The organism is Micromonospora sp. NPDC049203 (genome assembly GCF_043197215.1).
GTDB lineage: Bacteria > Actinomycetota > Actinomycetes > Mycobacteriales > Micromonosporaceae > Micromonospora.
The window spans coordinates 1-20891 of the sequence record NZ_JBICSV010000001.1; the positions used below are offsets into that span (position 1 = coordinate 1).

A 20891-nucleotide genomic window follows, 5' to 3' on the forward strand; every position below is an offset into this window, starting at 1 on the left:
ACGATCCACGGCGGCTGCTCACCCCTCCTCACGTTCAGACGAAACGACCCTCACATCCAGTCGGTTACGCCCACCCTCAAAAAGTTAGGACCTCTAAGAAGGGGCCCTTCCTTACACGCGGACGTCGTAGGCGGGCCCCTCGTGCGCCGCCAGGAACTCGTGGCCGCGCATCCGGCACCACGCCGGGATGTCGACGGCCGCCGCCGGGTCGTCGGCCAGCACCCGCACCACCGCGCCGGCCGGCAGGCCGGGCACCAGCCGGGCGAGATTGATCACCGGCAGCGGGCAGCGCTGCCCCCGGCAGTCCAGCACCTCGTCCGGCTCGCTCACAGTGCCATCTCCGTTCCCGACTGCGGTGCTCGCAGGAGCGGCTCACTCCTCGCGCTCACAGGTCCGTCACCCCGGCCTCCGCCCGCAGGTCCGCCACGATCCCGGGCAGCTCGGCCAGGAACCGGTCCACGTCCGCCTCGGTGGTCTCCCGGTGCAGCGACACCCGTACGTTGCCGTGCGACAGCACCCCCATCGCCTCCAGCACGTGTGACGGGCGCAGCGTCGAGGACGTGCAGGACGACCCGGAGGACACCGCGAACCCGCGCCGGTCCAGCGCGTGCAGCAGCGCCTCGCCGTCGACGTACAGGCAGGAGAACGTCACCAGGTGCGGCAGCCGCTCCACCGGGTCGCCGACCACCTCCACGTCCGGCACCTCGGCCGCCACCCGCGCCCGGATCCGGTCCACCAGCGGGCCCAGCCGGGCCGCCTCGGCCGCCGCGTCGGCCGCCGCCGCGCGCAGGCTCGCCGCCGCCGCGACCACCGCCGGCAGGTTCACCACCCCGGGGGTACGCCCCGACTCCCGCTCGTCGTCCGGGTACGGCGACTCCCAGCGGGTGCCCTTGCGTACCACGAGCAGCCCCACGCCGGGCGGCCCGCCCCACTTGTGCGCGCTCGCGGTCAGCACCGACCAGCCCGGCGGCAGCGGCGCCCGGCCGGCCAGCTGCGCCGCGTCCACGTACAGCGGCACGCCCGCATCCGCGCACAGCTCCGCCGCGGCGGGCACCGGCTGCACAGTGCCCACCTCGTGACTGGCCCCGATCAGCGCCGCGAGGGCCACTCCGGGCTCGGCCACCGCCGCCGCCCAGGGGTCCAGGTCCAGCCGGCCAGAGCGGTCCACGGGTACGGACACCGCCGCGCCGCCACCTGCGGTGTGCCGCTGCGCGGCGTGCAGCACCGCCGAGTGCTCGATCGCAGAGTGCACCAGGGTCGCGCCGGCCCGCCGCCGCCCGGCCAGGCCACCGAGCACCGCGGCGTGTGCTGCCGCCGTACCGCTGGGGGTGAAGGACAGCTCGTCGGCGCGGACGCCGAGCGTCTGCGCGGCGGCCTCCCGGGCGGCGTCGAGGAGCTGGCGGGCGCGGCGGGCCGCCGAGTAGAGCCGGGCCGGGTCGGCCCAGCCGTCGTCCAGGGCGGCCAGCATCGCCTGCCGCGCGACCGGATGCAGCGGGGCCGCGGTGGCGGCGTCCAGGTAGACCGGGGAGGCGCTCATGAGGTTCCACGCTATCGCCCGGTTACGCCCAAGATCCCCCCGAAGGGGGTGGACAGCGACCCCAAGACGGCCTGGCCGGTCATGGTCGAGTAATCTGCGACCGTCGGTGACGCCTTTGCCGTCGGTGTCAGGGAGAACAACCGCCGCGGCGCGCTAGGGAGGCAGGACCAGGTGGTCGCAAGGAGTTCGGAGGTACGGCGCTCGGCCGTACGGGACAGCGCTTCCCCGGGGGCCGGTGTGCGTCGGCGGCGTGGTGCTGGTCGAATCGCCGGGCTCGGTCTCGGCGCGGCGGTGCTGCTGGTCTCGCTCACCGGCTGTGACGTCGGCAAGGCGTTCGGCGGGTTCGGCTGGCCGCAGGGCGGCATCACGCCCGAGTCGCAGCGCATGTACGACCTGTGGATCGCGTCCTGCATCGCGGCGCTCGCCGTCGGCGTGTTCGTGTGGGGCCTGATCTTCTGGTGCGTGGTCCGCTACCGCAAGCGCGGCAACGAGCTGCCGGTGCAGACCCGCTACAACCTGCCGATGGAGTTCCTCTACACCATCGCGCCGATCCTCGTGGTCTCCGTGCTCTTCTACTACACGGCGGTCGTGCAGACCGACGTGAACAAGCAGTCGAGGAACCCGGACGTCACCGTCGAGGTCGTCGCGTTCAAGTGGAACTGGCAGTTCAACTACCGCGACGGCCAGGGCCCGGAGGCCAACACCGTCGCCTCGGTGCTCGGCACCAGCGAGGTCATCCCGATCCTGGTGCTGCCCAGCGGGCGCTCGATCCGCTTCGAGGAGACCAGCCGCGACGTCATCCACTCGTTCTGGGTGCCGGAGCTGCTGTTCAAGCGTGACGTCATGCCGGGCAACGTGCGCAACACGTTCGAGGTCTCCAGCATCGACCAGGAGGGCGCGTTCGTCGGCCGCTGCGCCGAGCTGTGCGGCAGCTACCACGCCTTCATGAACTTCGAGCTGCGGGTCGTCTCGCCGGAGAAGTACGACCAGTTCCTGGCGGCCAAGAAGGCCGGCAAGTCGACCCAGGAGGCGCTCGGCGAGATCGGTGAGGAAGAGTACGCCACCGAGACGAAGCCGTTCGACACCCGGCGCGACGTGAACAACTTCAACCCGTCCGACGCGTCGGCCGGCGCGGGAAGCTGAGGGGTTCGGCATGAAGACCGAGTGGAAGATCTTCCTGACCATCGCCACGTTCCTCCTCGGCGCGACGATCCTCTACGGCGCCTGGACGTACGGCGACAGCGGCGGCCACATCGAGTGGATCGGCACTGTGGCGCTGCTCCTGTCCTTCCTGCTCTGCGCGATGTGCGGCGGCTTCTTCTGGTTCGTCTCCCGCCGTATCGACCTGCGCCCCGAGGACCGGCCGGACGGCGAGATCGCCGACGGCGCCGGCGAGGTCGGCTTCTTCAGCCCCGGTAGCTACTGGCCGTTCGGCCTGGCGCTGGCCGCCGCGATCGCCGGCCTGGGCCTGGTGTTCTGGCAGTTCTGGCTGCTGGGACTGGGCCTGGTGGCGGTCGTCTTCGCCAGCTGCGGGCTCCTGTTCGAGTACTACTCGGGCACCCGCCGTACCGCCGAGCACTGACCCGAGCACCACAGCAGGCCCGCCACCCCACCGGGGCGGCGGGCCTGCCGCTTTCCCTTCGCCGCGCGGCTCGTCCGATGGGCGGAACCGCAGTCCGCTCCCAACGCCGGGTGCCGTGACGGCCCACCGCCGGCACTCCCGCCCAAGGCCCCACACCCCCCCCTGCGCCCCCCGGCGAGCGTCGGTCACCGTGCGCTCCCGCGCCGCCCGTCCCCGTTGACCAAGGATTTTGCGGCACTTTCACGCGCGGCCGGTGACACAAACCCCTTGATCACCGCTTCGGAGGGGGTGCCCGCCCGCCACCTGCCGGCCAGTAAGCGGTGATCAAGGAGTTTGTGTCCGTTGGACGACCGTGGGTGACACAAACTCCTTGATCACGAGCGGCGGACGGTGGGGCTGTCGGGCGTGGCGGGGAGGGGAGGGGGTGGGGGGCGAGTGGAGGTCAGGCGGCCTTGGGGTGGGACGGCCGGCGAGGGGCGCGGCGGCTGGACAAGCGGGTCGGACGGAACGTGAAGGTGGCGATCACCACTGCCGCGCCGCAACCGGTGCAGATCAGCTCCGGGCAGTCGGCGCCGTGCCCGTCGCCGCACGGCGGCGCCTCGAACAGCACGACGCCCTCGCAGGTGTCACAGTGCAGCTCGCGGTCAGACACGGGTGGCTCCTCTCGCTCCGGGCACCGGTCGGGGCGGGAAGCCGCCGGCCGGTGGACCAAAGGCTCGGCTGGATCGCAGGTCCAAAACGGAAAATAACTCCCGTGTAGTTTGGCACGCGGGTATGACAACACCCGCGTCAGGCCGCCGTCAGGCGGCGCGCGCCACCTCGAGCCAGCGCTCCAGCGCTGCCGCTGCGGCGCCCGAGTCGACCGCCTCGGCGGCGCGGTCCAGGTTGGCCCGCAGCGCCTCGTGCAGATCGCCGTCGAGCGGGCCCTGGGTCGCCAGCGCCACAGCCGCGTTGACCAGCACCGCGTCCCGTACCGGGCCGGTCTCACCCGCCAGCAGCCGGCGTACCACGTCGGCGTTGTAGACCGCGTCGCCGCCGCGCAGGTCGGCCAGGGTGGCCCGGGGCACCCCGAGCTCCGCGGCGTCCAGCAGGGCCTCCGTGACGGTGCCCTGCTGGGCCACCCAGACCCGGGTGGGGGCGCCGGTGCTGAACTCGTCCAGGCCGTCCTCGCCGCGTACCACGATCGCGGAGTCGCCACGGGCCGCGAAGACGGCGGCCATCACCGGGGCCATCCGCTTGTCGAAGCAGCCCACGGCACCCGCGCGGGGCCGCGCCGGGTTGGTCAGCGGGCCGAGGAAGTTGAACGCGGTGGGTACGCCGATCTCGCGGCGGACCGGGCCGGTGTGGCGCATGCCGGGGTGGAAGCGGGCGGCGAAGCAGAAACCGATGCCGGCCTCGGTGACGCAGCGGGCCACCTGCTCGGGCGCCAGATCAAGGGGGACGCCGAGTTGCTCCAGCACGTCGGCGGTGCCGCAGGAGGAGGAGGCGGCCCGGTTGCCGTGCTTGACCACGCGCACCCCGGCCCCGGCGACCACGAGCGCCGCCATGGTGGAGATGTTCACCGTGTGCGCGAGGTCGCCGCCGGTGCCGACCACGTCCAGCGCGCTCGCGCGTACGTCCTCGGGCAGGTGCACCGGCACCGCGCGGGTCAGCATGGTCTCGACCAGGCCGCCCAGCTCGGCGGGCGTCTCGCCCTTGGTGCGCAGCGCCACGGCGAACCCGGCGATCTGCGCCGGGGTGGCCGAGCCGGCCATGATCTCGCCCATCGCCCACGCCGTGTCGGCGGTGGAGAGCTCCTCGCCGCGCAGCAGCGCGTTGAGCAGAAGCGGCCAGGTCCGTTCGCCCATGACGGGCCTCCCGAGCGGCGTGAGGAAAGCGGTTGGGGCACGCCACGGCCGCGTCGCCGTGGCGCGCGAAGGCCGGGGTCAGGCCGCGGCGTGGGTGCGGCGCAGCAGCTCCGCCACGGTGCTGCCGGCGACCACCGGGTCCAGCGGGTGGGTGAGAGTGGCGTCGACCTCGGCGTACGCGGCCAGCCAGCGGTCGGCGGCGCGGGCCAGCACCACGCAGGTCGGCGGCGCGTCGTCTCGGTCGTCCTTGATCTGGCGGGCGATGCCGATGCCGCCGCCCGGGCTCGCCTCACCGTCGAGCAGGAGCAGGTCGATCTCGTAGTCGTCGACCAGCCGGATGCACGCGTTGTAGTCGTCGGCCTCGACGAACTCGATCTCGATTCCCGGTGCCGGCCGGGTGCCCACGGCGAGTCGCATCCGGTCGCGGACCTTCGGGTCGTCGCTGTAGAGCAGGACGGTGCAAAGACGATCGCTCATCGTGACGTGGCTCCCACCTCGTAGCTGCCCGCTGATCGTAGCCGTTGTCACATCCGGGCCGTCGGCCCGCCCGGCCGGGCTCGGGGCGTACCCCGGAACGGGCCTCAGGCGCTCGCCTCCGCGGCGCGCTGGCGGGCCTCCTGGCGGTCCAGTTCGCGGTCGAGCCGGCGGGCCTCGCGCTCGGACTGCTTGACCCACTGGACGACCAGGACAGCGAGCATGGTGACGCTGACGAACTCGCCGCCGGCCCACAGGATGCCGCCGGCCACCACCTGGTCGTTCCAGGGGTCGGACCAGGACAGGTTGAGCGACGGGTACCAGTCGCCGCCGAACAGCGTGGTGCTCTGCATGATGGTCAGCCCGAGGACCGTGTGGAACGGCACCGAGAGCAGCATGAGCAGCGCGCGACCGGGGTACGGCCAGCGGCCGGGCAGCGGGTCCAGGCCGAGCAGCGGCCAGAAGAAGACGCAGCCGGTGGCGATGAAGTGCGCGTGGACCAGCTCGTGCGCCCACTCGTGGCGCAGGGTGAACTCGTAGAGGTCGGTGAAGTACAGCGCGAACGGGTTCACCACGAAGATGGCGAACGCCACAAGCGGGAAGCTGTAGACCCGGATCACCTTGCTGTGCACGATCGCGAGCAGCCGCTTGCGGGGCCGCACCGGCAGCGTGCGCAGCGCCAGCGTCACCGGGGCGCCAAGCGCCAGGAAGATCGGCGCGACCATGGACAGCACCATGTGCTGGACCATGTGCACCGAGAGCAGCGCGGTGTCGTACGCGCCGAGTCCGGTGAGCGTGACCAGCGCGATGCCGCCGAGGCCGGGGCCGAGGAACGACACGGTACGGATGACCGGCCACCGGTCGCCGCGCAGCCGCAGCCGGTGCACCCCGTAGAGGTAGAGGCCGGCGGCCAGGACGATGCCCAGCGTGAGCCAGCTGTCCAGCCGGGTCTCGGTGAACACCCGGGTCACGGTGAACGGCGGCGGGGCGCCCTCGCCTCCCGCCGCCAGCGTCGCCGGAACAGCCGAGGTGACGGCGCGGATCTGATCGACGTTCAGCACGCTTTTCAGGGTAGGTCAGGCGAAGCGGACCACCACGATCGGGCCACGAAAGGGCCGGGTTTGGCACCCCGCTGATCGTCGGTCCCGGTCAGGGGCAATAATGACCGCGTGACTGCGGCCCCAGCCATTGACAAGAGCCGGATCCACTCCCTGACCCGACCCAACATGGTCAGCGTCGGGACGATCGTGTGGCTCTCCAGCGAACTCATGTTCTTCGCGGCGCTGTTCGCCATGTACTTCTCCATCCGCGCTGCGGCGCCGGAGCAGTGGGAGAAGCACACCGAGGTGCTGAACATCCCGTACGCGACCACGTTCACGGTGATCCTGGTGCTCTCCTCGATCACCTGCCAGATCGGCGTGTTCGCGGCCGAGCGCGGCGACGTCCACGCCCTGCGCCGGTGGTTCACGATCACCTTCGTGATGGGTCTGATCTTCGTGCTCGGTCAGCTGAACGAGTACCGGACCCTGGTGCACGAGGGTGTGAAGATCAACGAAGACGGTTACGGGTCGATGTTCTACCTCACCACCGGCTTCCACGGTCTGCACGTGACCGGCGGTCTCATCGCCTTCGTGATCTTCATGATCCGTACCACGATGGGCCGGTTCACCCCCGCCCAGGCGACCTCGGCGATCGTCGTGTCCTACTACTGGCACTTCGTGGACGTCGTGTGGATCGGGCTCTACGCCATGATCTACTGGCTCCAGTGATCTTGGCGCGTCACGAACCGCGCCGCTGCTCCGTCCCCTGAGACAAGGTCCAACCGGTTAAGGACACAGGTCATGACTTCTGACAACGACCGCCGACGCGGTCTGCTCGCGCGGCTGCGCGGGCGGCCCGTGGCGCGCAGCAGGGGCCGCCGCCGGCTGGGCGCCGCGGTCCGGCTGTTCGCCGCGCTGATGCTGGCCGGCGGTGCCTACACCGTCTTCGCCCCCGGCGTGCAGGCGCAGGACAACCCTCCGTTGACCGCCGCAGGCAACGAGGGTAAGGCGCTGTTCGACGTGAGCTGTGTGACCTGTCACGGTCGCAACGCCCAGGGCGTCGAGGGCCGCGGTCCGAGCCTGATCGGCGTCGGGTCGGCCTCGGTGGAGTTCCAGGTCAGCAGCGGTCGCATGCCGATGGCCCGGCAGGAGGCCCAGGCCATGCGCAAGCCCCCGCAGTTCACCGACGAGCAGGTGCGCCAGCTCGGGCAGTACATCCAGGAGCTCGGTGGCGGCCCGGAGGTGCCCAACGGCGACCTGCGTGAGGGCGCCAACCTGTCCACCGGTGGTGAGCTGTTCCGGATCAACTGCTCGCAGTGCCACGCCTTCGGCGGCGGCGGCGGCGCGCTGTCCTCCGGCAAGTACGCCCCGAGCCTCGCCCCGGCGAGCGACCGGCAGATCTACGCCGCCATGCTGAGCGGCCCGCAGAACATGCCGGTGTTCGGCGACAACCAGATCACGCCCGAGGAGAAGGCGGACATCATCGCCTACATCCAGGAGACGCTGAAGCACGACGGCGACCCGGGCGGTTTCAACCTGGGCCGGTACGGCCCGTCGACCGAGGGTCTGGCGATCTTCCTGGTCGGCATCGTCGCGCTGGTCTTCGCGAGCCTGTGGATCGCGGGCAAGTCGTGACCGGACGGATCAATGCTTTCAGTGCTGTGGCGCCGACCCCCGGCGTCACCCGTAGCGAGGTGACGGCATGAGCACCCACACCGAGCACCAGGCTCAGCAGGGCCCGGAGCCGCTCGACGTGAACGACCCCCGGCTCTCCCGGTTCGACATCGTCCAGGAGGGCGCGCGGCGCGACGACATCGAGATCGTCCACTACGAGGCGCAGGTCGTCCCGGGCAGCAAGGCCGAGCGCCGGCTGACCCGTACGGTCGCCCTGATGTTCCTGCTGACCGGCGTCTTCGCGACCGCCTTCCTGGTGGTCTACATCTGGTGGCCGTGGCAGTGGGAGCCGGGTCGCGGCGGCGACAAGCTCTACACGCCGCTGCTCGGCCTGACGCTGGGCCTGGCCCTGCTGGGCATCGGTTTCGGCATCCTGACCTGGGGCAAGAAGCTGCTGCCCAAGGAGGTCTCGATCCAGGACCGGCACGACCAGGCCGCCGACCCGGAGGGTCGCAAGATCACCGGTGAGACCATGCTCTACCTCGCCGACGAGATGGGCGTGCGCCGCCGGCCGCTGCTCGGCATCTCGCTGCTCGCCGGTCTGGCACCGGTGGGCGCGGTGGCCGCGGCCCCGCTGATCGGTGGCCTGATCGAGCAGCCGCACAAGAACAACCAGATGTTCACCACCGGCTTCCAGCCGGGCGAGGGCGGCAAGAAGATCCGGCTGATCCGTGAGGACGGCCGCCCGATCCGCCCGGCCGACGTCAGCGTCGGCGGCCAGCTCACCGTGTTCCCGGGCATCGACGGCGGCGTGAGCAACCTGCACGCCGACTCGCCCACCCTGCTCATCCACCTGCGGGAGGACGACGCGCAGAAGTCGCGCGCCGCGAACGAGCGCAAGGGCCACGGCGACTACATGTGGGGCAACTACGTCGCGTACTCCAAGATCTGTACGCACGCCGGCTGCCCGGCCAGCCTCTACGAGCAGCAGACCAACCGCCTGCTCTGCCCCTGCCACCAGTCCCAGTTCCTCATCACCGACAACGCCAAGCCGATCTTCGGCCCGGCGAACCGGCCGCTGCCGCAGCTGCCGATCGAGGTGGACGAGGAGGGCTTCTTCGTGGCGAAGTCCGACTACACCGAGACCATCGGTCCCGACTTCTGGGAGCGGCCATGAAGCGCCGAAAGTTTGATGCAGCAGCGCTGCCGGCCAAGAGCGCGCGGGCGGTGGACGACCGCTTCCAGGTGGCCACGCCCCTGCGCAAGCTGCTGAACAAGGTCTTCCCCGACCACTGGTCCTTCCTGCTGGGCGAGATCGCGCTGTTCTCGTTCATCGTCCTGCTGCTCACCGGCGTCTTCCTGACGTTCTTCTTCGAGCCGGCGATGACGGAGGTCATCTACAACGGCAGCTACGCCCCGCTGCGGGGCACCCCGATGTCGGCCGCCTACGCCTCCAGCCTGGACATCTCGTTCGATGTCCGCGGTGGTCTGATCATGCGGCAGATGCACCACTGGTCGGCCCTGCTGTTCATGGCCGCGATCGTGGTCCACATGCTGCGGGTCTTCTTCACCGGCGCGTTCCGCAAGCCGCGTGAGACCAACTGGATCATCGGCTCGCTGCTGTTCTGGGTCGGCTTCCTGGCCGGCTTCACCGGCTACTCGCTGCCGGACGACGGCCTGTCCGGCACCGGCCTGCGGATCGCCTCCGCGATCATCCTGTCGATCCCGGTGATCGGTTCCTGGGTCAGCTCGTCGATCTTCGGCGGGGAGTTCCCCGGCACCATCATCATCAGCCGCTTCTTCATCGCCCACGTGCTGCTCGTCCCGGGCCTGCTGGTGGCGCTGATCAGCGTCCACCTGGGCCTGGTGTTCAAGCAGAAGCACACCCAGTGGCCCGGCCCCGGCCGGACCAACGACAACGTGGTCGGCGAGCGGATGTTCCCGCGCTACGCGCTCAAGCAGGGCGGCTTCTTCATGGTCGTCTTCGGCGTGATCGCGCTGCTGGGCGGCCTGTTCCAGATCAACCCGATCTGGCTGTTCGGCCCGTACGAGGCGTGGGTCGTCTCGGCGGCCAGCCAGCCCGACTGGTACGTCATGTTCCTCGACGGCTCGACCCGGCTCATGCCGGGCTGGGAGATCCACATCCCGATCGGCAACGGGTACGTCATCCCACCGTTGTTCTGGCCGACGGTGGTGCTACCCGGAATCCTGGTCGGCCTGTCCACGATGTATCCGTTCCTGGAGGCACGCCGCCTCAAGGACTACAAGCACCACAACCTGCTCCAGCGGCCCCGGGACGTTCCGGCCCGGACCGCCGTGGGCGCCATGGCGCTCGCCTTCTACATCGTGCTGACCCTCTCCGGCGCCAACGACGTCATCGCGGACAAGTTCCACATCAGCCTGAACGCGATGACCTGGGGCGGCCGGATCGGCCTGCTGATCCTCCCGCCGATCGCGTACTACATCACGTACCGGATCTGCCTGGGTCTGCAGCAGCACGACCGGGAGGTGCTGGCCCACGGCGTGGAGACCGGCATCATCAAGCGGCTGCCCGACGGCCGGTTCGTCGAGGTCCACCAGCCGCTCACCTCGGCCGAGGGCCACGACGGTCACCCGCCGGCGCTCGACTACGTCGGCTGGGTGGTGCCGAAGAAGATGAACCGGCTCGGTGCCCTCGGCCCGGCGATCCGGGGCTTCTTCTACCCGATCGAGAAGCCGGCCGAGGCGCCGGTCTCGCCGGGGCACCCGCCGGTCGAGGCACGGCCGGAGCGGGAGGAGATCGGCAGCGGCGAGAGCCGTCGCTGACCCTCCCCGGTACGACTGACAGTGGCGCCCGCCGGATCATCCGGCGGGCGCCACTGCCGTTTCCGGCCCGGACGTCCGGTTGCCTCCCGAGCACGCCCGGAGGCCGGTGCGCCGACCGCCGTCGCCCCCGACACGGACGGGTGGAATCGCAGGAATAACCCCGGTCAGCCGGGTATCCGTGCGGTCCGACGTCTCATGGGGGAGGAACGAATGTTGGGAATCAAACGCCTGGGCCTGCTGGCCGCGCTGGTGGTCGTGGGGCTGGCGCCCGCCGCCGCGGCGCAGGCGGCGGCACAGCCGTCGACGCAGGACACGCAGTACCTGCAGGCGGTGCACCAGGTCAACCTGTTCGAGATCACCGCCGGTAACCTGGCCCAGCAGAAGGGCCAGAACCAGCAGGTCAAGGACCTGGGCAAGATGTTCGTGACGGACCACACCCAGCTGGACCAGACGGTGCAGTCGACCGCGCAGCAGCTCAACGTGCAGTTGCCGGCCGATCCGACCGCCGACCAGCAGAAGGTCCTGGACAAGCTGAACAACCTCAGCGGCGCCGAGTTCGACAAGGCGTGGGTGACCGCGCAGCTCGCCGGTCACGTCCAGGCGATCCAGGCCACCCAGACCGAGATCTCGCAGGGCTCGGAACAGTCGGTGGTGCAGATCGCGCAGGACGCGCTGCCGGTCCTCCAGGCGCACTACGACGCGCTTGTGGCCCTGGCGCAGACCCTGGGCGTCCCGGTGCCGCAGACCAGCGCCAGCGGCACGCCCAGCCCGGGCGGCACCACGTCCCCGGGTGGCACCGAGTCGCCGGCTCCGGGCGGCACCGAGACCGAGGCGCCCGCTCCGGGCACCACGGAGACCCCGGTGCCCAGCCAGAGCTGACGTACCGCACGGTCGACGGTGACCGGTCCGCCCCGCCAGGGTGGGCCGGTCACCGGCTCGTGTCAGTCGGCGTTCGCCAGCCCGATCGCGAACGCCGACTCCAGGTCGTGCTGCGAGTAGGCGCGGAACGCGATGTGCGACTCGGTGTTCAGCACGCCCGGCACCTTCGAGATGCTGCCGGCGATGACCTGCGCGATCTGCTCGAACTCCCGGACCCGGACCATGGCGACCAGGTCGACGTGCCCGGCCACCGAGTAGACCTCGCTGACGCCGGGCAGGTCGGCCAGGGCCTCGGCCACCTCGGGGATGGAGTCGGTGGCGCAGTCGATCAGCACGATCGCGGTGATCACGGGACGTTTCTCCGTTCGTCGGCGACGAGGCCAATGCTAGAGCCAGTGACCCTCACCGCGCCGCCGGGACGGTCAGGTCGTCCCCGGCCCGGATCACCTCGCGCAGGCGTTCCCCGGCCGCGACGCGCGCGCCCGGCCACACCACCGACCGGTCCACGTCGCCGTGCACCACCGCCCCGGCGCCGACCACCGAGCCGGTGACCCGGCCGGTCACCGTCGCGGTCGGGTCGACCAGCCCGTCCGGGCCGGCCGCGTGCAGGTTGGCGGCCAGGTAGTCGGCCGGGGTGCCGGTGTCGTAGAACGTGCCCCGGTAGGGCACCACGGTCAGCTCGCCGGCTGCCTCCGCCGGCCGCCACACGGCCCGGACCAGGTCGCCGAACGTGGCCGGCAGGTCGCGGACCAGCCGCCAGGGCAGCAGCGAGAAACCCACGAAGTCGTGGCCGCCGAAGGTGCCGGGGGCGTCCGGGTCGCCGGCGGGCCGGCCGAGCAGGCGTACGCCATGCCCGTCCCACCCGTCCAGCAGCGCGGCGATGTCCTCGCCGGGTGGCGCCTGCGGATCGGCCAGGTACGCGTCGGCGTTGCCGACCAGCACGCCCCGGCCGTCGATCCAGTCCCGCAGCCGGCCCACACCACCGGCGGTGCCCAGCGGAGCGCCCGGCTCGACGGACAGGTGCGCCCGCCCGCCCACCCGTGCGACCACCTGGTCACCCAGGTAGCAGGCGTTCACCGCGACCCGGCGTGGGCCGGTCAGGCCGAGCCCGGCCAGCCGGGCCAGCGCCCGGTCCAGCAGCGGGACGTTGCCGACCGGGCAGAGCGCCTTCGGCACCCGCTCGGTGAGCGGACGCAGCCGGGTGCCCTCGCCCGCGGCCAGCACCACGGCGCACACCTCGACGCCCGGGGCCGCGACACCCGCGTACGGGACCGGGGTGCTCACGGGGCCGGCGGGTGCTCGCCGGCGCGCGGGCCGATGCCGTAGTACCCGAGCAGGTTGGCGGTGGCGCGGCTGAGCCGGGGCAGGTCGTCGAGCGGATGGAAGGCCGCCTCGATGACCTCGGCCCCGTCCACCTTCAGCTCGGTGCGCGACGCCGGCACCTCCGCCTCGAAGACCACGTCGACCCAGCCCTTGGCGTGCACCACCGCGTTCGGCACCGCCGGTCGCAGCGCGTCGGGGGACAGGCGGACGCCGGACTCCTCGTACAGCTCGCGGGCGGCGCCGACGACCGGGGCCTCGCCGCGTTGCAGCAGCCCGGCGGGCAGCGTCCAGCTGTACCCGGGCGGCTGGCGCAGCAGCAGGAGACGGCCCGCGCCGGTGGCCTCCGCGTCCCGCAGCAGGGTGACCGCGCCGACGATGTACTTCGGTACGGCCAGCCGGACCAGCCGCCGCCGCAGCGGGACCGGAAGCCGGTAGAAGAACTTGTAGCCGAGGGCCCGTCCGGTGGCACGCGCGCGGGGGATCATGCCGTTCAGGCTAGTGGTCCCGGCGCGGGCCGGCTCCGTCTACTGCCTGTGGTCGACCAGATCGATCAGCTGCTGGACCACCGTGTCCGGCTCGACGGTGCGGTCGAAGACCGCCACCAGCAGCGTCTCCAGGTCGGGGTAGCCCAGTTCCTCGGACAGCCGCAGCAGCGGAAGGTCGTTGGCCAGCCCCCGGTTGTGCTTGCGCAACGCCAGGCCGATCGAGGCCCGGCCGAGCCGGACCTTGTCGGCGATCGAGATGCCCGGCTCGGTGTGCTCGGCGAACCAGCGGTTGATCTGCATCTGGGCGTGCGGGGACTTGACGAAGCCCAGCCACTCCCGGCGCGGGCCGCGCGGGGCCACGTCCGCCTCGAATCCGCTCTCCGCGTCGTTCTCGGTGAAGATCTCCACCACGTCGCCCTCCTCCAGTTCGGAGGCGAGCGGCGCGAGCCGGCCGTTGATCCGGGCCGCCAGGCAGTGGTCGCCGCGCTCGGTGCCCAGCTCGTACGCGAGGTCGACAGGGGTCGCGCCGGCTGGCAGCACCACCTGCCGCCCGTCGGCGACCACCTGGATCTGCGCCTCGGACAGGTCGCAGCGCAGCGACTCCATGAACTGCGTCGGGTCGACCGTCTCCTGTTCCCAGTCGAGCACCCGGCGCAGCCAGGCCAGTTCGTCCGTCCGGTCGACGGCCCGGCCCGCGGTGCGGGGGAAACGGTAGTGGGCGGCCACGCCGTACTCCGCCGAGCGGTGCATCTCGGTGGTGCGGATCAGCACCTCGACGGTGCGGTCCTGCGGCCCGCAGACGCTCGTGTGCAGCGACCGGTAGAGGTTGTTCTTCGGGGAGGCGATGAAGTCCTTGAAGCGGCCCGGCACCGGACGCCAGAGCCCGTGCACGGCGCCCAGCGCGGCATAGCAGTCGGTCGCCGGACCGTCCACCACGATCGCGATGCGGGGCAGGTCGTACGGGGCGGCGTGGTCGCCGGCGACGGTGTCCTTCCAGATCGAGTAGAGGTGCCGGGGGCGGGGGGAGACCTCGGCGTCGACCCGGTTGCGGCGCAGCGCCACCCGGGTGCGGGCCACCACGTCGGCGAGGTAGGCGTCCCAGCCGGGCCGGTCGTGCACGAACCGGGCGATCCGCGCGTGCTCCTCCGGCCGCAGGTGCAGCAGCACCACGTCGTCCAGCTCGCGCTTGAGCGTCTGGATGCCCAGCCGGTCACAGAGCGGGACCAGCACCTCCTGGGTCTTGCGGGCGATCCGCTCCCGGGACGCCGCCGAACGGACGCCGAGCGTACGCATGTTGTGCAGCCGGTCGGCCAGCTTGATCACCAGCACCCGGACGTCCTTGCCGGCCGCCACGATCATCTTGCGGACGGTCTCCGCCTCGGCGGCCTTGCCGTAGAACGCCTTGTCGAACTTGGTCACGCCGTCGACCAGGTGGGCGACCTCGCGGCCGAAGTCCTCCTGGAGCGCCTGGAGCGTGTAGCGGGTGTCCTCCACCGTGTCGTGCAGCAGGGCGGCGACCAGCGTGATGGTGTCCATGCCGAGGTCGGCGCAGATCTGCGCCACCGCCAGCGGATGGGTGATGTACGGCTCGCCGCTCTTGCGGAACTGGCCGCGGTGCATGTTCTCGGCGATCGTGTAGGCCCGGCGCAGCACCGAGGCGTCGGCGCTCGAATGGATGCCGCGATGGGCGCGGACCAGTGTGGTGACCGGGTCGCCGTCAGCGGTGGGCCAGGTGAGCAGGGAACGCAGGCGGCGGGTGAGCGGCAACTCGCCCTGGGTCGGGAGCGCGCCACCCAGGGCGGCGCCGTGTCCGGCGTCGACGTCCACCTGGGACACCTCCTCACCCCGGCCCTCGGCCACCGGGAACCGGCGGCCGGGAGCAGAGCCCGCGAATCGGGCAGGTCTGCACTCCTTTAACAGACTAAGGGAGGCGAGGTAGTCCGATCGGTCAGTTGGTCATGAGCGTTCGGTCGAGAGTTTGGCGGATCCGCCACCCTCCGCCTTCGCCAGCAGGTCGCGGAAACGCCCCGCGCCGGCCACCGGCGAGGCCCATCCGGCGGTCGTCTCGACCAGCCTTGTCTCCGGTCGCTCCAACCAGGACAGGATCCGCTCGGTCTCCTCGGCGGTCGCGGCCGGCACCGGACCGTGCCCGGGCAGCACCGTCTCGGCGGTGGCCCGGATCGCGGTGATCGTGGGTCGCGGGTGGACACCGGGCGGGGACACCCCGGCCCCGGCGAGCCGGCCGTGCCGCACCAGCGCCAGCTCCCAGCCGCCCCGGGCGGCCGGGCGGGCGGCGGCCAGCTCGGCGATGCCTGTCAACGCGGCCAGCCGCTGCATCCGGACCGCCGCGCGCAGCACCGCCACCAGCCGGCCGCGTACCACCGCCGCCTCCTCGTAGCGCTGGGCGGCCGACAGCACCTCGATGCGGGCGAGCAGCGCGTCCACCACCACACCGGGGTCGTCGCTGGTGGCGGTGCGGAACGGGGTCGCCGCGCGGTCGTCGTACTCCTCGGGGGTGATCCGGTGCTCGCAGGGCGCCGGGCAGCGACCCAGCTCGGCCAGCGCGCAGGCCGGCATGGTGGTGCGCCGGGAGAGCCGGTGCGTGCACTGCCGCAGCGGCACCGCGTCGTGGAAGCCGGCGGCGGCCAGCTCCGCGGCCTGCCGGGACCGGAACGGCCCCAGGTAGGCCGTGTCGGTGGGCGCGATGTCGCGCACGATCGACAACCGGGGGTACGCCTCGTCGGTGAGCTTCAGCCACACCTGGCGCTCCGGATACTTCGACCGGCGGTTGTACGGCGGCGCGTGCGCCGCGATCAGCCGCAGCTCGCGGACCTCCGCCTCCAGTGAGTGGGCGCACTCGACCGCCTCCACCCGTTCGGCTGCGGCGAGCATCTCGGAGATCCGGGCCCGCTTCTCGGCGGCGGTGAAGTAGCTGCGGACCCGGGTGGCGATGTCGCCGGACGTGCCGACGTAGAGCGGCCGGTCGTCGGCGGCCCGGAAGATGTAGACGCCCGGCACCTTGGGCAGCCCGTCGGCGAGGTGCCGCTTGCGGCGCTGGGTCGGGGTGACCGCGCGGGCGAACTCGATCGCCTCGCCGACCGTGTCGACCCGGTGCCCGCCGAGGCGGCCGATCAGCCCGTGCAGCACGTCGACGGTGGCCTTCGCGTCGTCCAGCGCCCGGTGGTTGGGCTGGGTGGCGGTGCGGAAGTAGGCGGCGAGCGTGCCCAGCTTGCGGTTGGGCACCTCGTCGCGGGTGAGCACCCGCCGGGCCAGCGCGGCCGTGTCCAGCACCCGGGGGTTGGGCCAGCGGTAGCCGTGCTTCGCGCAGGCCGCCTTGAGGAAACCCACGTCGTACGGCGCGTTGTGGGCGACGAGCACGGCGTCGCTGATGAACTCCAGGAAACTCGGCAGCACCTGCTCGATCGGCGGGGCGGGCAGCAGCATGGCCTGGGTGATGCCGGTGAGCACGGTGATGAACGGCGGGATCGGCACGCCCGGGTTGACGAGCGTGGCGAGCACGCCCAGCTCCTCCCCGCCACGGACCTTCACCGCGCCGATCTCGGTGATCCCGCCGCCGTCGGGCGCGCCCCCGGTGGTCTCCAGGTCGACCACGACGAAGGTGGTCGCGTAGAGCGGCAGCGCCGGGTCGACACCGCTGCCCGCCGGGTCCAGGCCGGCCAGCGACTCCTGGACGTACTCCGCTCGTGTCACCCGCGGGACGCTAGCGGCACGGTCCGACACTCCTGTCACTGCGGCCCCAGGAGATACCACGGGGGTACGATGAGAGATCGGCTCACTCACCGGGCGGTGGGCCCGTTCGGGGTGGGAGACTTGCCTCATGCCCCTCACCGAGCCGTACGACGACCACTCCTCCGCGGAGGAGCCGGTGGTCGGCGTGCCCGCTGACGAGGGCACACCGCCCGCTGCCGAACCCGAGCCCGTGCTGCCCGAGCCGGTCCGGCAGCGGATCGTCACGCTCACCGCCGCCGTGCTGCCCGGCCTGCCCGCCGACGAGGTGCCGGTGCCACTGCGGCGGGTCGCGAAGTTCGCCCCCAACCGCCGGGCCCGCCTCGGCGCGCCAGCGATCGCCGCCCAGCTCACCGCCGACCCGCTGTTCCGGCAGCGGATCACCGCCCGGGTGCTCGTCGACGCCGGTGACCTGGGCGCTGCGGTGGTCGAGGGCACCGCGCCGGCCGCCGCCGACCCGGTCGAGGTGGCCGCCCTGGCCTACCTGGCCCGGCCCCGGGGCTGGCGGGAACTGATCGAGGCCAGCGGCGAGGCGGTACGCGCCGAGGCCGACAGCGCGGTCGTGGCCGAGCTGGTCCGCGAGGCCGAGCAGCGGGCCGCCCGCGCCGAGCACGACCGGGCGGTGGCCCGGGTCGAGGCGGAGAAGCTGCGCGACGAGCTGGCCCGGGTCCGGGAGGAGCTGGGCCAGCTCCGCGAGGAGGCCCGCCAGTTGACACGTACCCTGCGGGAGACCCAGGCCCGCGAGCGCAAGGCCACCGAGCTGCTCGCCACCGAGCGGGGGCGGGCGGCCCGCGCCGCCGCCGACGCGGACGCCGAGCTGCGCCGCGCCCGGGCCCGGCTGGCCGAGGCGGAGGCCGCCGCCGGGGTGGCCCGGGCCAGCGCCAAGGAGGCCCGCTCGGTCGACGACGCGCGGCTGTGGCTGCTGCTGGAGACCATCGGTCAGGCCGCCGTGGGGCTGCGCCGGGAGCTGGCGCTCGACCCGGTGGACAAGCTCCCGGCCGACTTCGTCGCCGACGCGTTCGCCGAGCAGCCGGGCACCGCGCCGGCCGGGCCGTCGACGCGGGCCCGCGACACCGACGACCCGGCCCGCCTCGACCAGTTGCTCGCGCTGCCGCGGGCGCACCTGGTGGTGGACGGCTACAACGTGACGAAGCGCGGCTTCGGCGAGATGTCACTGGAGCAGCAGCGCAAGCGGCTGATCACCGGGCTGGGCGGGATCGCCGCGCAGACCGGGGACGAGGTCACTGTCGTCTTCGACGGCGCGGAGCGGATGCACGGCCTGCCCCCGGCGCCGCGCGGCGTGCGGGTGCTGTTCTCCCGCAAGGGCGAGACCGCCGACGAGCTGATCCGCCGCCTGGTGCGTGCCGAGCCGTCCGGGCGGCCGGTGGTCGTGGTCTCCTCCGACCGCGAGGTCGCCGACGGGGTACGCCGGCACGGCGCGTACCCGCTGGGCGCCGACTCGCTGCTGCGGCGCCTCGCCCGGTCCTGAGCCCGCTCCTCCTCCCGCTGCCTGATCGGCTCCAGCTCGGTGCGGTGGCGGGGTCGCGTGCGTGCCGATCGCGCCACTTCGGCGTACTGGTTCGTGTTCGCGGCGGCTGCTGCCTCGTTGTCCGGTTCTGTCGTACCCGAGCGTTAGCGTCGTGGTGACCGACGGTGGTGGCTCCTTCCCCGACCGCCACCGGCGACCCGTCAGGAGGCGTTGATGCTGATCGACTGCGACACCTGCGGCAACCGCGGCGCCGGCTGCTCCGGCTGCCTGGTGACCGCACTGCTCGACTCCGACCCGGCCGACCTGGGTCCGGCCGAGCACCGGGCGATCGAGGTGTTCGCCCGGGCCGGATTCGAGGTCGAGGTGCTGCCACCCGCGCCGGTCGCGGCGCCCGTGCCCGCCGCGACACGGGCGCCGGCACCCCGCCGTCCCGGCCGTCGCCGGATCGCCTGACACGCCCGCTGCCCGCTGCCGCCGCCGCGTACGCCGAGGCGAGGGTCCGCGGGTCACCGTCGGCGCGGGTCCGGCCGCGGCCCCTTCGGGTCAGCCGGCACCGTCCGGTCTCGGGTCTGCTTCGCCGACGGAAGCGGGGCGAGCCGCCTGGTGTTCCAGGTGTGATAGAGCCCGGAGAGGGCGGTGGCGATCGTCACCAGGTCGCTGGTCGGGGTGCCGATGAGAGTCAGCAGGATGCCGGTGGCCAGAACGGCCAGGAAGACGATCACGTCGAGATGGCGGCTGCGGTGCAGCGTCCGGTCCGTGCTCATGGCCTTGCCTTTCGAGAGTCCTCTGCCCCGCCGCTCGGGGGGTGTGATTCGGTTGTAGCCGCAGCCGGACGGGCTGAGAGCCGAGCTTTTTCCACGCCTGCGCGAGCGCGCAGAAAGCGCAGGTCAGGAATTTTCCACGGAGCGGCGGCCGGCGCTCCGGAACGCCGGCCGATTGCTCCCGCGCGTAGCCTGAGGCCGACAGGGCATCCGTTCCTCCTGCCTCGATGGGTCAGCAGATGGCGGTGCAGCACGGCGGGAAGCGCGGGCGCCCGCGCAAGCCACTCGACCGCGCGGGTCTCGATCCGCACCTGCGAGTGCTCGCGGAAGACCTCCGCGCGTTGGTGGGCGACCGGTCGTTCGACGAGGTCGCCCGGGCGATCTACCGCTCTGTCGAGGGCGTGGCAGGTGCCTGCCGGGGTGAGGTGCTCAAGTCGCGTGCCGTCGTGGTGGCCGTGGCCAAGTACTGCGGCGGTGACGAAGAAGAGTGGAATCTCAGGTGGGGACTGGCCTACCTGCACCTGGAAGCGGCGGGGCGGCAGGACCTGCTCCCCAAACGCGGTGAGTCGCCGGACCGCGCGGCGCTGAGGGAGGCGGCCGCGGACGCGGAGACACTGCTGCGTGCCATTGGCGTCAGGCAGTTGGAACAGCGCCGGCTCGCTCTGCTCAAAGCCGAGCCACTGCTGGCCGAACTCGACGAGGAGCTGCCGACGGCGACGGAGAAGAACGGACGGAACGCGGCGGAGTGCTGGGCCGATCTCACCGATTACCTGAGGCGGCTCGTCCTGCTCTTCACCAACGACCCGATCCCGGCCGGCAACCGTGGCGACGCGGATCTCACCGTCGTCCTGAACCGGCTCTCCGAACTCGGAACACGGACCGGCGTCAGGGAATGGCAGACACTCGCCGCCCAGATCCGTGCCGCCTACGACCTCGCCCAGCACACCGGCTGGTACGCGGTCGATCCTCAGCACACCGGTCTCGCGGCGTACGGGGATGAATTCGCCCGCGTACGCGCCGAGGCCGGCCGCAGGGCTTCACAGCTTGCACGGGCAAGCGCGTACCTGGAAGCCAAGGCCGACCTCGTTCCGGCCGCAGCGGTGGACCGCGCCCGGTACGACCCACCGCGCAGCGGCTACCTCGGCGGCGCGATCCTTCTGGTGCTGCTGGGAATCCCCGTCACCGTGGGCCTCATCTGCGCCGGCGCCCCCACACCCGTCTGGGCCGTCGCGGGACTCGTGGTGATCCATGCGGCGGCGGCCTTCGTCGCGGCGGCGGCGCACGCCCGTCGGGACTGAGGCAGGGCGG

General features: G+C 72.1%; 22 protein-coding genes. 10 read left to right on the top strand and 12 right to left on the bottom strand.

Annotated features, from left to right (window positions below; genetic code table 11):
* Positions 1-111: 111 nt before the first annotated feature.
* Together ACGFIA_RS00005 and ACGFIA_RS00010 are read right to left on the bottom strand one after the other, a co-directional pair.
* On the bottom strand, positions 112-330 hold the full coding sequence (locus ACGFIA_RS00005; protein ID WP_073831489.1) for a sulfurtransferase TusA family protein: 219 nt from the start codon (positions 328-330) through the stop codon (positions 112-114).
* Between the two features lie 55 nt (positions 331-385).
* Entirely contained in the window at positions 386-1537 is a 1152-nt protein-coding gene (locus ACGFIA_RS00010) for a cysteine desulfurase family protein (protein ID WP_393257558.1), read from the bottom strand.
* A gap of 171 nt (positions 1538-1708) precedes the next feature.
* On the opposite strand from ACGFIA_RS00010, the gene coxB reads away from it, so the two are divergent.
* Positions 1709-2680: a cytochrome c oxidase subunit II gene (gene coxB, locus ACGFIA_RS00015; protein WP_357380612.1), complete on the top strand. Its 972-nt coding sequence runs from the start codon at positions 1709-1711 to the stop codon at positions 2678-2680.
* Positions 2681-2690: 10 nt separating this feature from the next.
* A complete protein-coding gene (locus ACGFIA_RS00020; RefSeq protein WP_357380614.1) occupies positions 2691-3119 on the top strand; it encodes a cytochrome c oxidase subunit 4 in 429 nt (142 codons plus the stop codon).
* A gap of 442 nt (positions 3120-3561) precedes the next feature.
* Here the strand turns inward: ACGFIA_RS00020 and ACGFIA_RS00025 are convergent, their stop codons facing one another.
* The 4 genes from ACGFIA_RS00025 to ACGFIA_RS00040 form a co-directional block, all read right to left on the bottom strand.
* On the bottom strand, positions 3562-3771 hold the full coding sequence (locus tag ACGFIA_RS00025; protein ID WP_357380616.1) for a hypothetical protein: 210 nt from the start codon (positions 3769-3771) through the stop codon (positions 3562-3564).
* A gap of 148 nt (positions 3772-3919) precedes the next feature.
* Positions 3920-4966 (bottom strand): anthranilate phosphoribosyltransferase, encoded by a 1047-nt coding sequence (gene trpD, locus ACGFIA_RS00030; RefSeq protein ID WP_357380618.1) that lies wholly within the window; start codon positions 4964-4966, stop codon positions 3920-3922.
* Between the two features lie 78 nt (positions 4967-5044).
* Positions 5045-5443 carry a hypothetical protein gene (locus ACGFIA_RS00035; RefSeq protein ID WP_357380620.1) on the bottom strand — a complete coding sequence of 133 codons (399 nt, stop codon included), beginning with the start codon at positions 5441-5443 and terminating at the stop codon, positions 5045-5047.
* A 104-nt stretch (positions 5444-5547) separates the two neighbouring features.
* Entirely contained in the window at positions 5548-6501 is a 954-nt protein-coding gene (locus ACGFIA_RS00040; protein WP_393257565.1) for a cytochrome c oxidase assembly protein, read from the bottom strand.
* A gap of 108 nt (positions 6502-6609) precedes the next feature.
* On the opposite strand from ACGFIA_RS00040, the gene ACGFIA_RS00045 reads away from it, so the two are divergent.
* From ACGFIA_RS00045 to ACGFIA_RS00065, 5 genes are all read left to right on the top strand, one after another.
* Entirely contained in the window at positions 6610-7209 is a 600-nt protein-coding gene (locus tag ACGFIA_RS00045; protein WP_013287694.1) for a heme-copper oxidase subunit III, read from the top strand.
* A gap of 72 nt (positions 7210-7281) precedes the next feature.
* The gene (locus tag ACGFIA_RS00050; RefSeq protein ID WP_269704829.1) at positions 7282-8115 is read left to right on the top strand and encodes a cytochrome c; all 834 of its coding nucleotides are present in this window, start codon (positions 7282-7284) and stop codon (positions 8113-8115) included.
* A gap of 67 nt (positions 8116-8182) precedes the next feature.
* Positions 8183-9271, top strand: a complete 1089-nt coding sequence (locus ACGFIA_RS00055; RefSeq protein ID WP_357476637.1) for a Rieske 2Fe-2S domain-containing protein — start codon at positions 8183-8185, stop codon at positions 9269-9271.
* Complete coding sequence (locus tag ACGFIA_RS00060) at positions 9268-10899, top strand: cytochrome b N-terminal domain-containing protein (protein WP_357380625.1); 1632 nt, start codon at positions 9268-9270, stop codon at positions 10897-10899. The genes ACGFIA_RS00055 and ACGFIA_RS00060 overlap by 4 nt, the downstream gene beginning before the upstream one ends.
* A 210-nt stretch (positions 10900-11109) precedes the next feature.
* Complete coding sequence (locus ACGFIA_RS00065; protein WP_357469672.1) at positions 11110-11778, top strand: DUF4142 domain-containing protein; 669 nt, start codon at positions 11110-11112, stop codon at positions 11776-11778.
* A 62-nt stretch (positions 11779-11840) separates the two neighbouring features.
* On the opposite strand, the gene ACGFIA_RS00070 is transcribed toward ACGFIA_RS00065, so the two are convergent.
* The 5 genes from ACGFIA_RS00070 to ACGFIA_RS00090 form a co-directional block, all read right to left on the bottom strand.
* Entirely contained in the window at positions 11841-12128 is a 288-nt protein-coding gene (locus tag ACGFIA_RS00070) for an Lrp/AsnC ligand binding domain-containing protein (RefSeq protein ID WP_357469669.1), read from the bottom strand.
* A gap of 52 nt (positions 12129-12180) precedes the next feature.
* Positions 12181-13062: an NDP-sugar synthase gene (locus ACGFIA_RS00075; protein WP_393257572.1), complete on the bottom strand. Its 882-nt coding sequence runs from the start codon at positions 13060-13062 to the stop codon at positions 12181-12183.
* Positions 13059-13586, bottom strand: coding sequence for an NUDIX domain-containing protein (locus ACGFIA_RS00080; protein ID WP_357380631.1), 528 nt, complete (start codon positions 13584-13586; stop codon positions 13059-13061). Before ACGFIA_RS00080 ends, ACGFIA_RS00075 begins: the two co-directional genes overlap by 4 nt.
* Positions 13587-13625: 39 nt before the next feature.
* Positions 13626-15413, bottom strand: a complete 1788-nt coding sequence (locus tag ACGFIA_RS00085) for a RelA/SpoT family protein (RefSeq protein WP_357469739.1) — start codon at positions 15411-15413, stop codon at positions 13626-13628.
* Positions 15414-15542: 129 nt separating this feature from the next.
* The gene (locus tag ACGFIA_RS00090) at positions 15543-17297 is read right to left on the bottom strand and encodes a DEDD exonuclease domain-containing protein (RefSeq protein WP_357469663.1); all 1755 of its coding nucleotides are present in this window, start codon (positions 17295-17297) and stop codon (positions 15543-15545) included.
* A gap of 127 nt (positions 17298-17424) precedes the next feature.
* On the opposite strand from ACGFIA_RS00090, the gene ACGFIA_RS00095 reads away from it, so the two are divergent.
* Complete coding sequence (locus ACGFIA_RS00095) at positions 17425-18822, top strand: NYN domain-containing protein (RefSeq protein WP_357469660.1); 1398 nt, start codon at positions 17425-17427, stop codon at positions 18820-18822.
* A gap of 213 nt (positions 18823-19035) precedes the next feature.
* A complete protein-coding gene (locus ACGFIA_RS00100) occupies positions 19036-19275 on the top strand; it encodes a hypothetical protein (protein ID WP_357380637.1) in 240 nt (79 codons plus the stop codon).
* Positions 19276-19328: 53 nt separating this feature from the next.
* Here ACGFIA_RS00100 and ACGFIA_RS00105 read toward each other — a convergent pair whose 3' ends face one another.
* On the bottom strand, positions 19329-19586 hold the full coding sequence (locus ACGFIA_RS00105; protein WP_357380639.1) for a hypothetical protein: 258 nt from the start codon (positions 19584-19586) through the stop codon (positions 19329-19331).
* Positions 19587-19810: 224 nt separating this feature from the next.
* Between ACGFIA_RS00105 and ACGFIA_RS00110 the strand changes: the two genes are divergently transcribed.
* A complete protein-coding gene (locus ACGFIA_RS00110) occupies positions 19811-20881 on the top strand; it encodes a hypothetical protein (protein ID WP_357380641.1) in 1071 nt (356 codons plus the stop codon).
* The last annotated feature ends 10 nt before the right edge of the window (positions 20882-20891 follow it).

Bases quoted from the DNA above. Each gene is read 5' to 3' on its own strand.
- ACGFIA_RS00055 (WP_357476637.1), top strand. From the start codon at position 8,183: ATGAGCACCCACACCGAGCACCAGGCTCAGCAGGGCCCGGAGCCGCTC.
- ACGFIA_RS00080 (WP_357380631.1), bottom strand. From the start codon at position 13,586: ATGATCCCCCGCGCGCGTGCCACCGGACGGGCCCTCGGCTACAAGTTC.
- trpD (WP_357380618.1), bottom strand. From the start codon at position 4,966: ATGGGCGAACGGACCTGGCCGCTTCTGCTCAACGCGCTGCTGCGCGGC.
- ACGFIA_RS00095 (WP_357469660.1), top strand. From the start codon at position 17,425: ATGCCCCTCACCGAGCCGTACGACGACCACTCCTCCGCGGAGGAGCCG.
- ACGFIA_RS00020 (WP_357380614.1), top strand. From the start codon at position 2,691: ATGAAGACCGAGTGGAAGATCTTCCTGACCATCGCCACGTTCCTCCTC.
- ACGFIA_RS00065 (WP_357469672.1), top strand. From the start codon at position 11,110: ATGTTGGGAATCAAACGCCTGGGCCTGCTGGCCGCGCTGGTGGTCGTG.
- ACGFIA_RS00060 (WP_357380625.1), top strand. From the start codon at position 9,268: ATGAAGCGCCGAAAGTTTGATGCAGCAGCGCTGCCGGCCAAGAGCGCG.
- ACGFIA_RS00105 (WP_357380639.1), bottom strand. From the start codon at position 19,586: ATGAGCACGGACCGGACGCTGCACCGCAGCCGCCATCTCGACGTGATC.
- ACGFIA_RS00100 (WP_357380637.1), top strand. From the start codon at position 19,036: ATGCTGATCGACTGCGACACCTGCGGCAACCGCGGCGCCGGCTGCTCC.
- ACGFIA_RS00110 (WP_357380641.1), top strand. From the start codon at position 19,811: ATGGGTCAGCAGATGGCGGTGCAGCACGGCGGGAAGCGCGGGCGCCCG.
- ACGFIA_RS00035 (WP_357380620.1), bottom strand. From the start codon at position 5,443: ATGAGCGATCGTCTTTGCACCGTCCTGCTCTACAGCGACGACCCGAAG.
- ACGFIA_RS00050 (WP_269704829.1), top strand. From the start codon at position 7,282: ATGACTTCTGACAACGACCGCCGACGCGGTCTGCTCGCGCGGCTGCGC.
- ACGFIA_RS00010 (WP_393257558.1), bottom strand. From the start codon at position 1,537: ATGAGCGCCTCCCCGGTCTACCTGGACGCCGCCACCGCGGCCCCGCTG.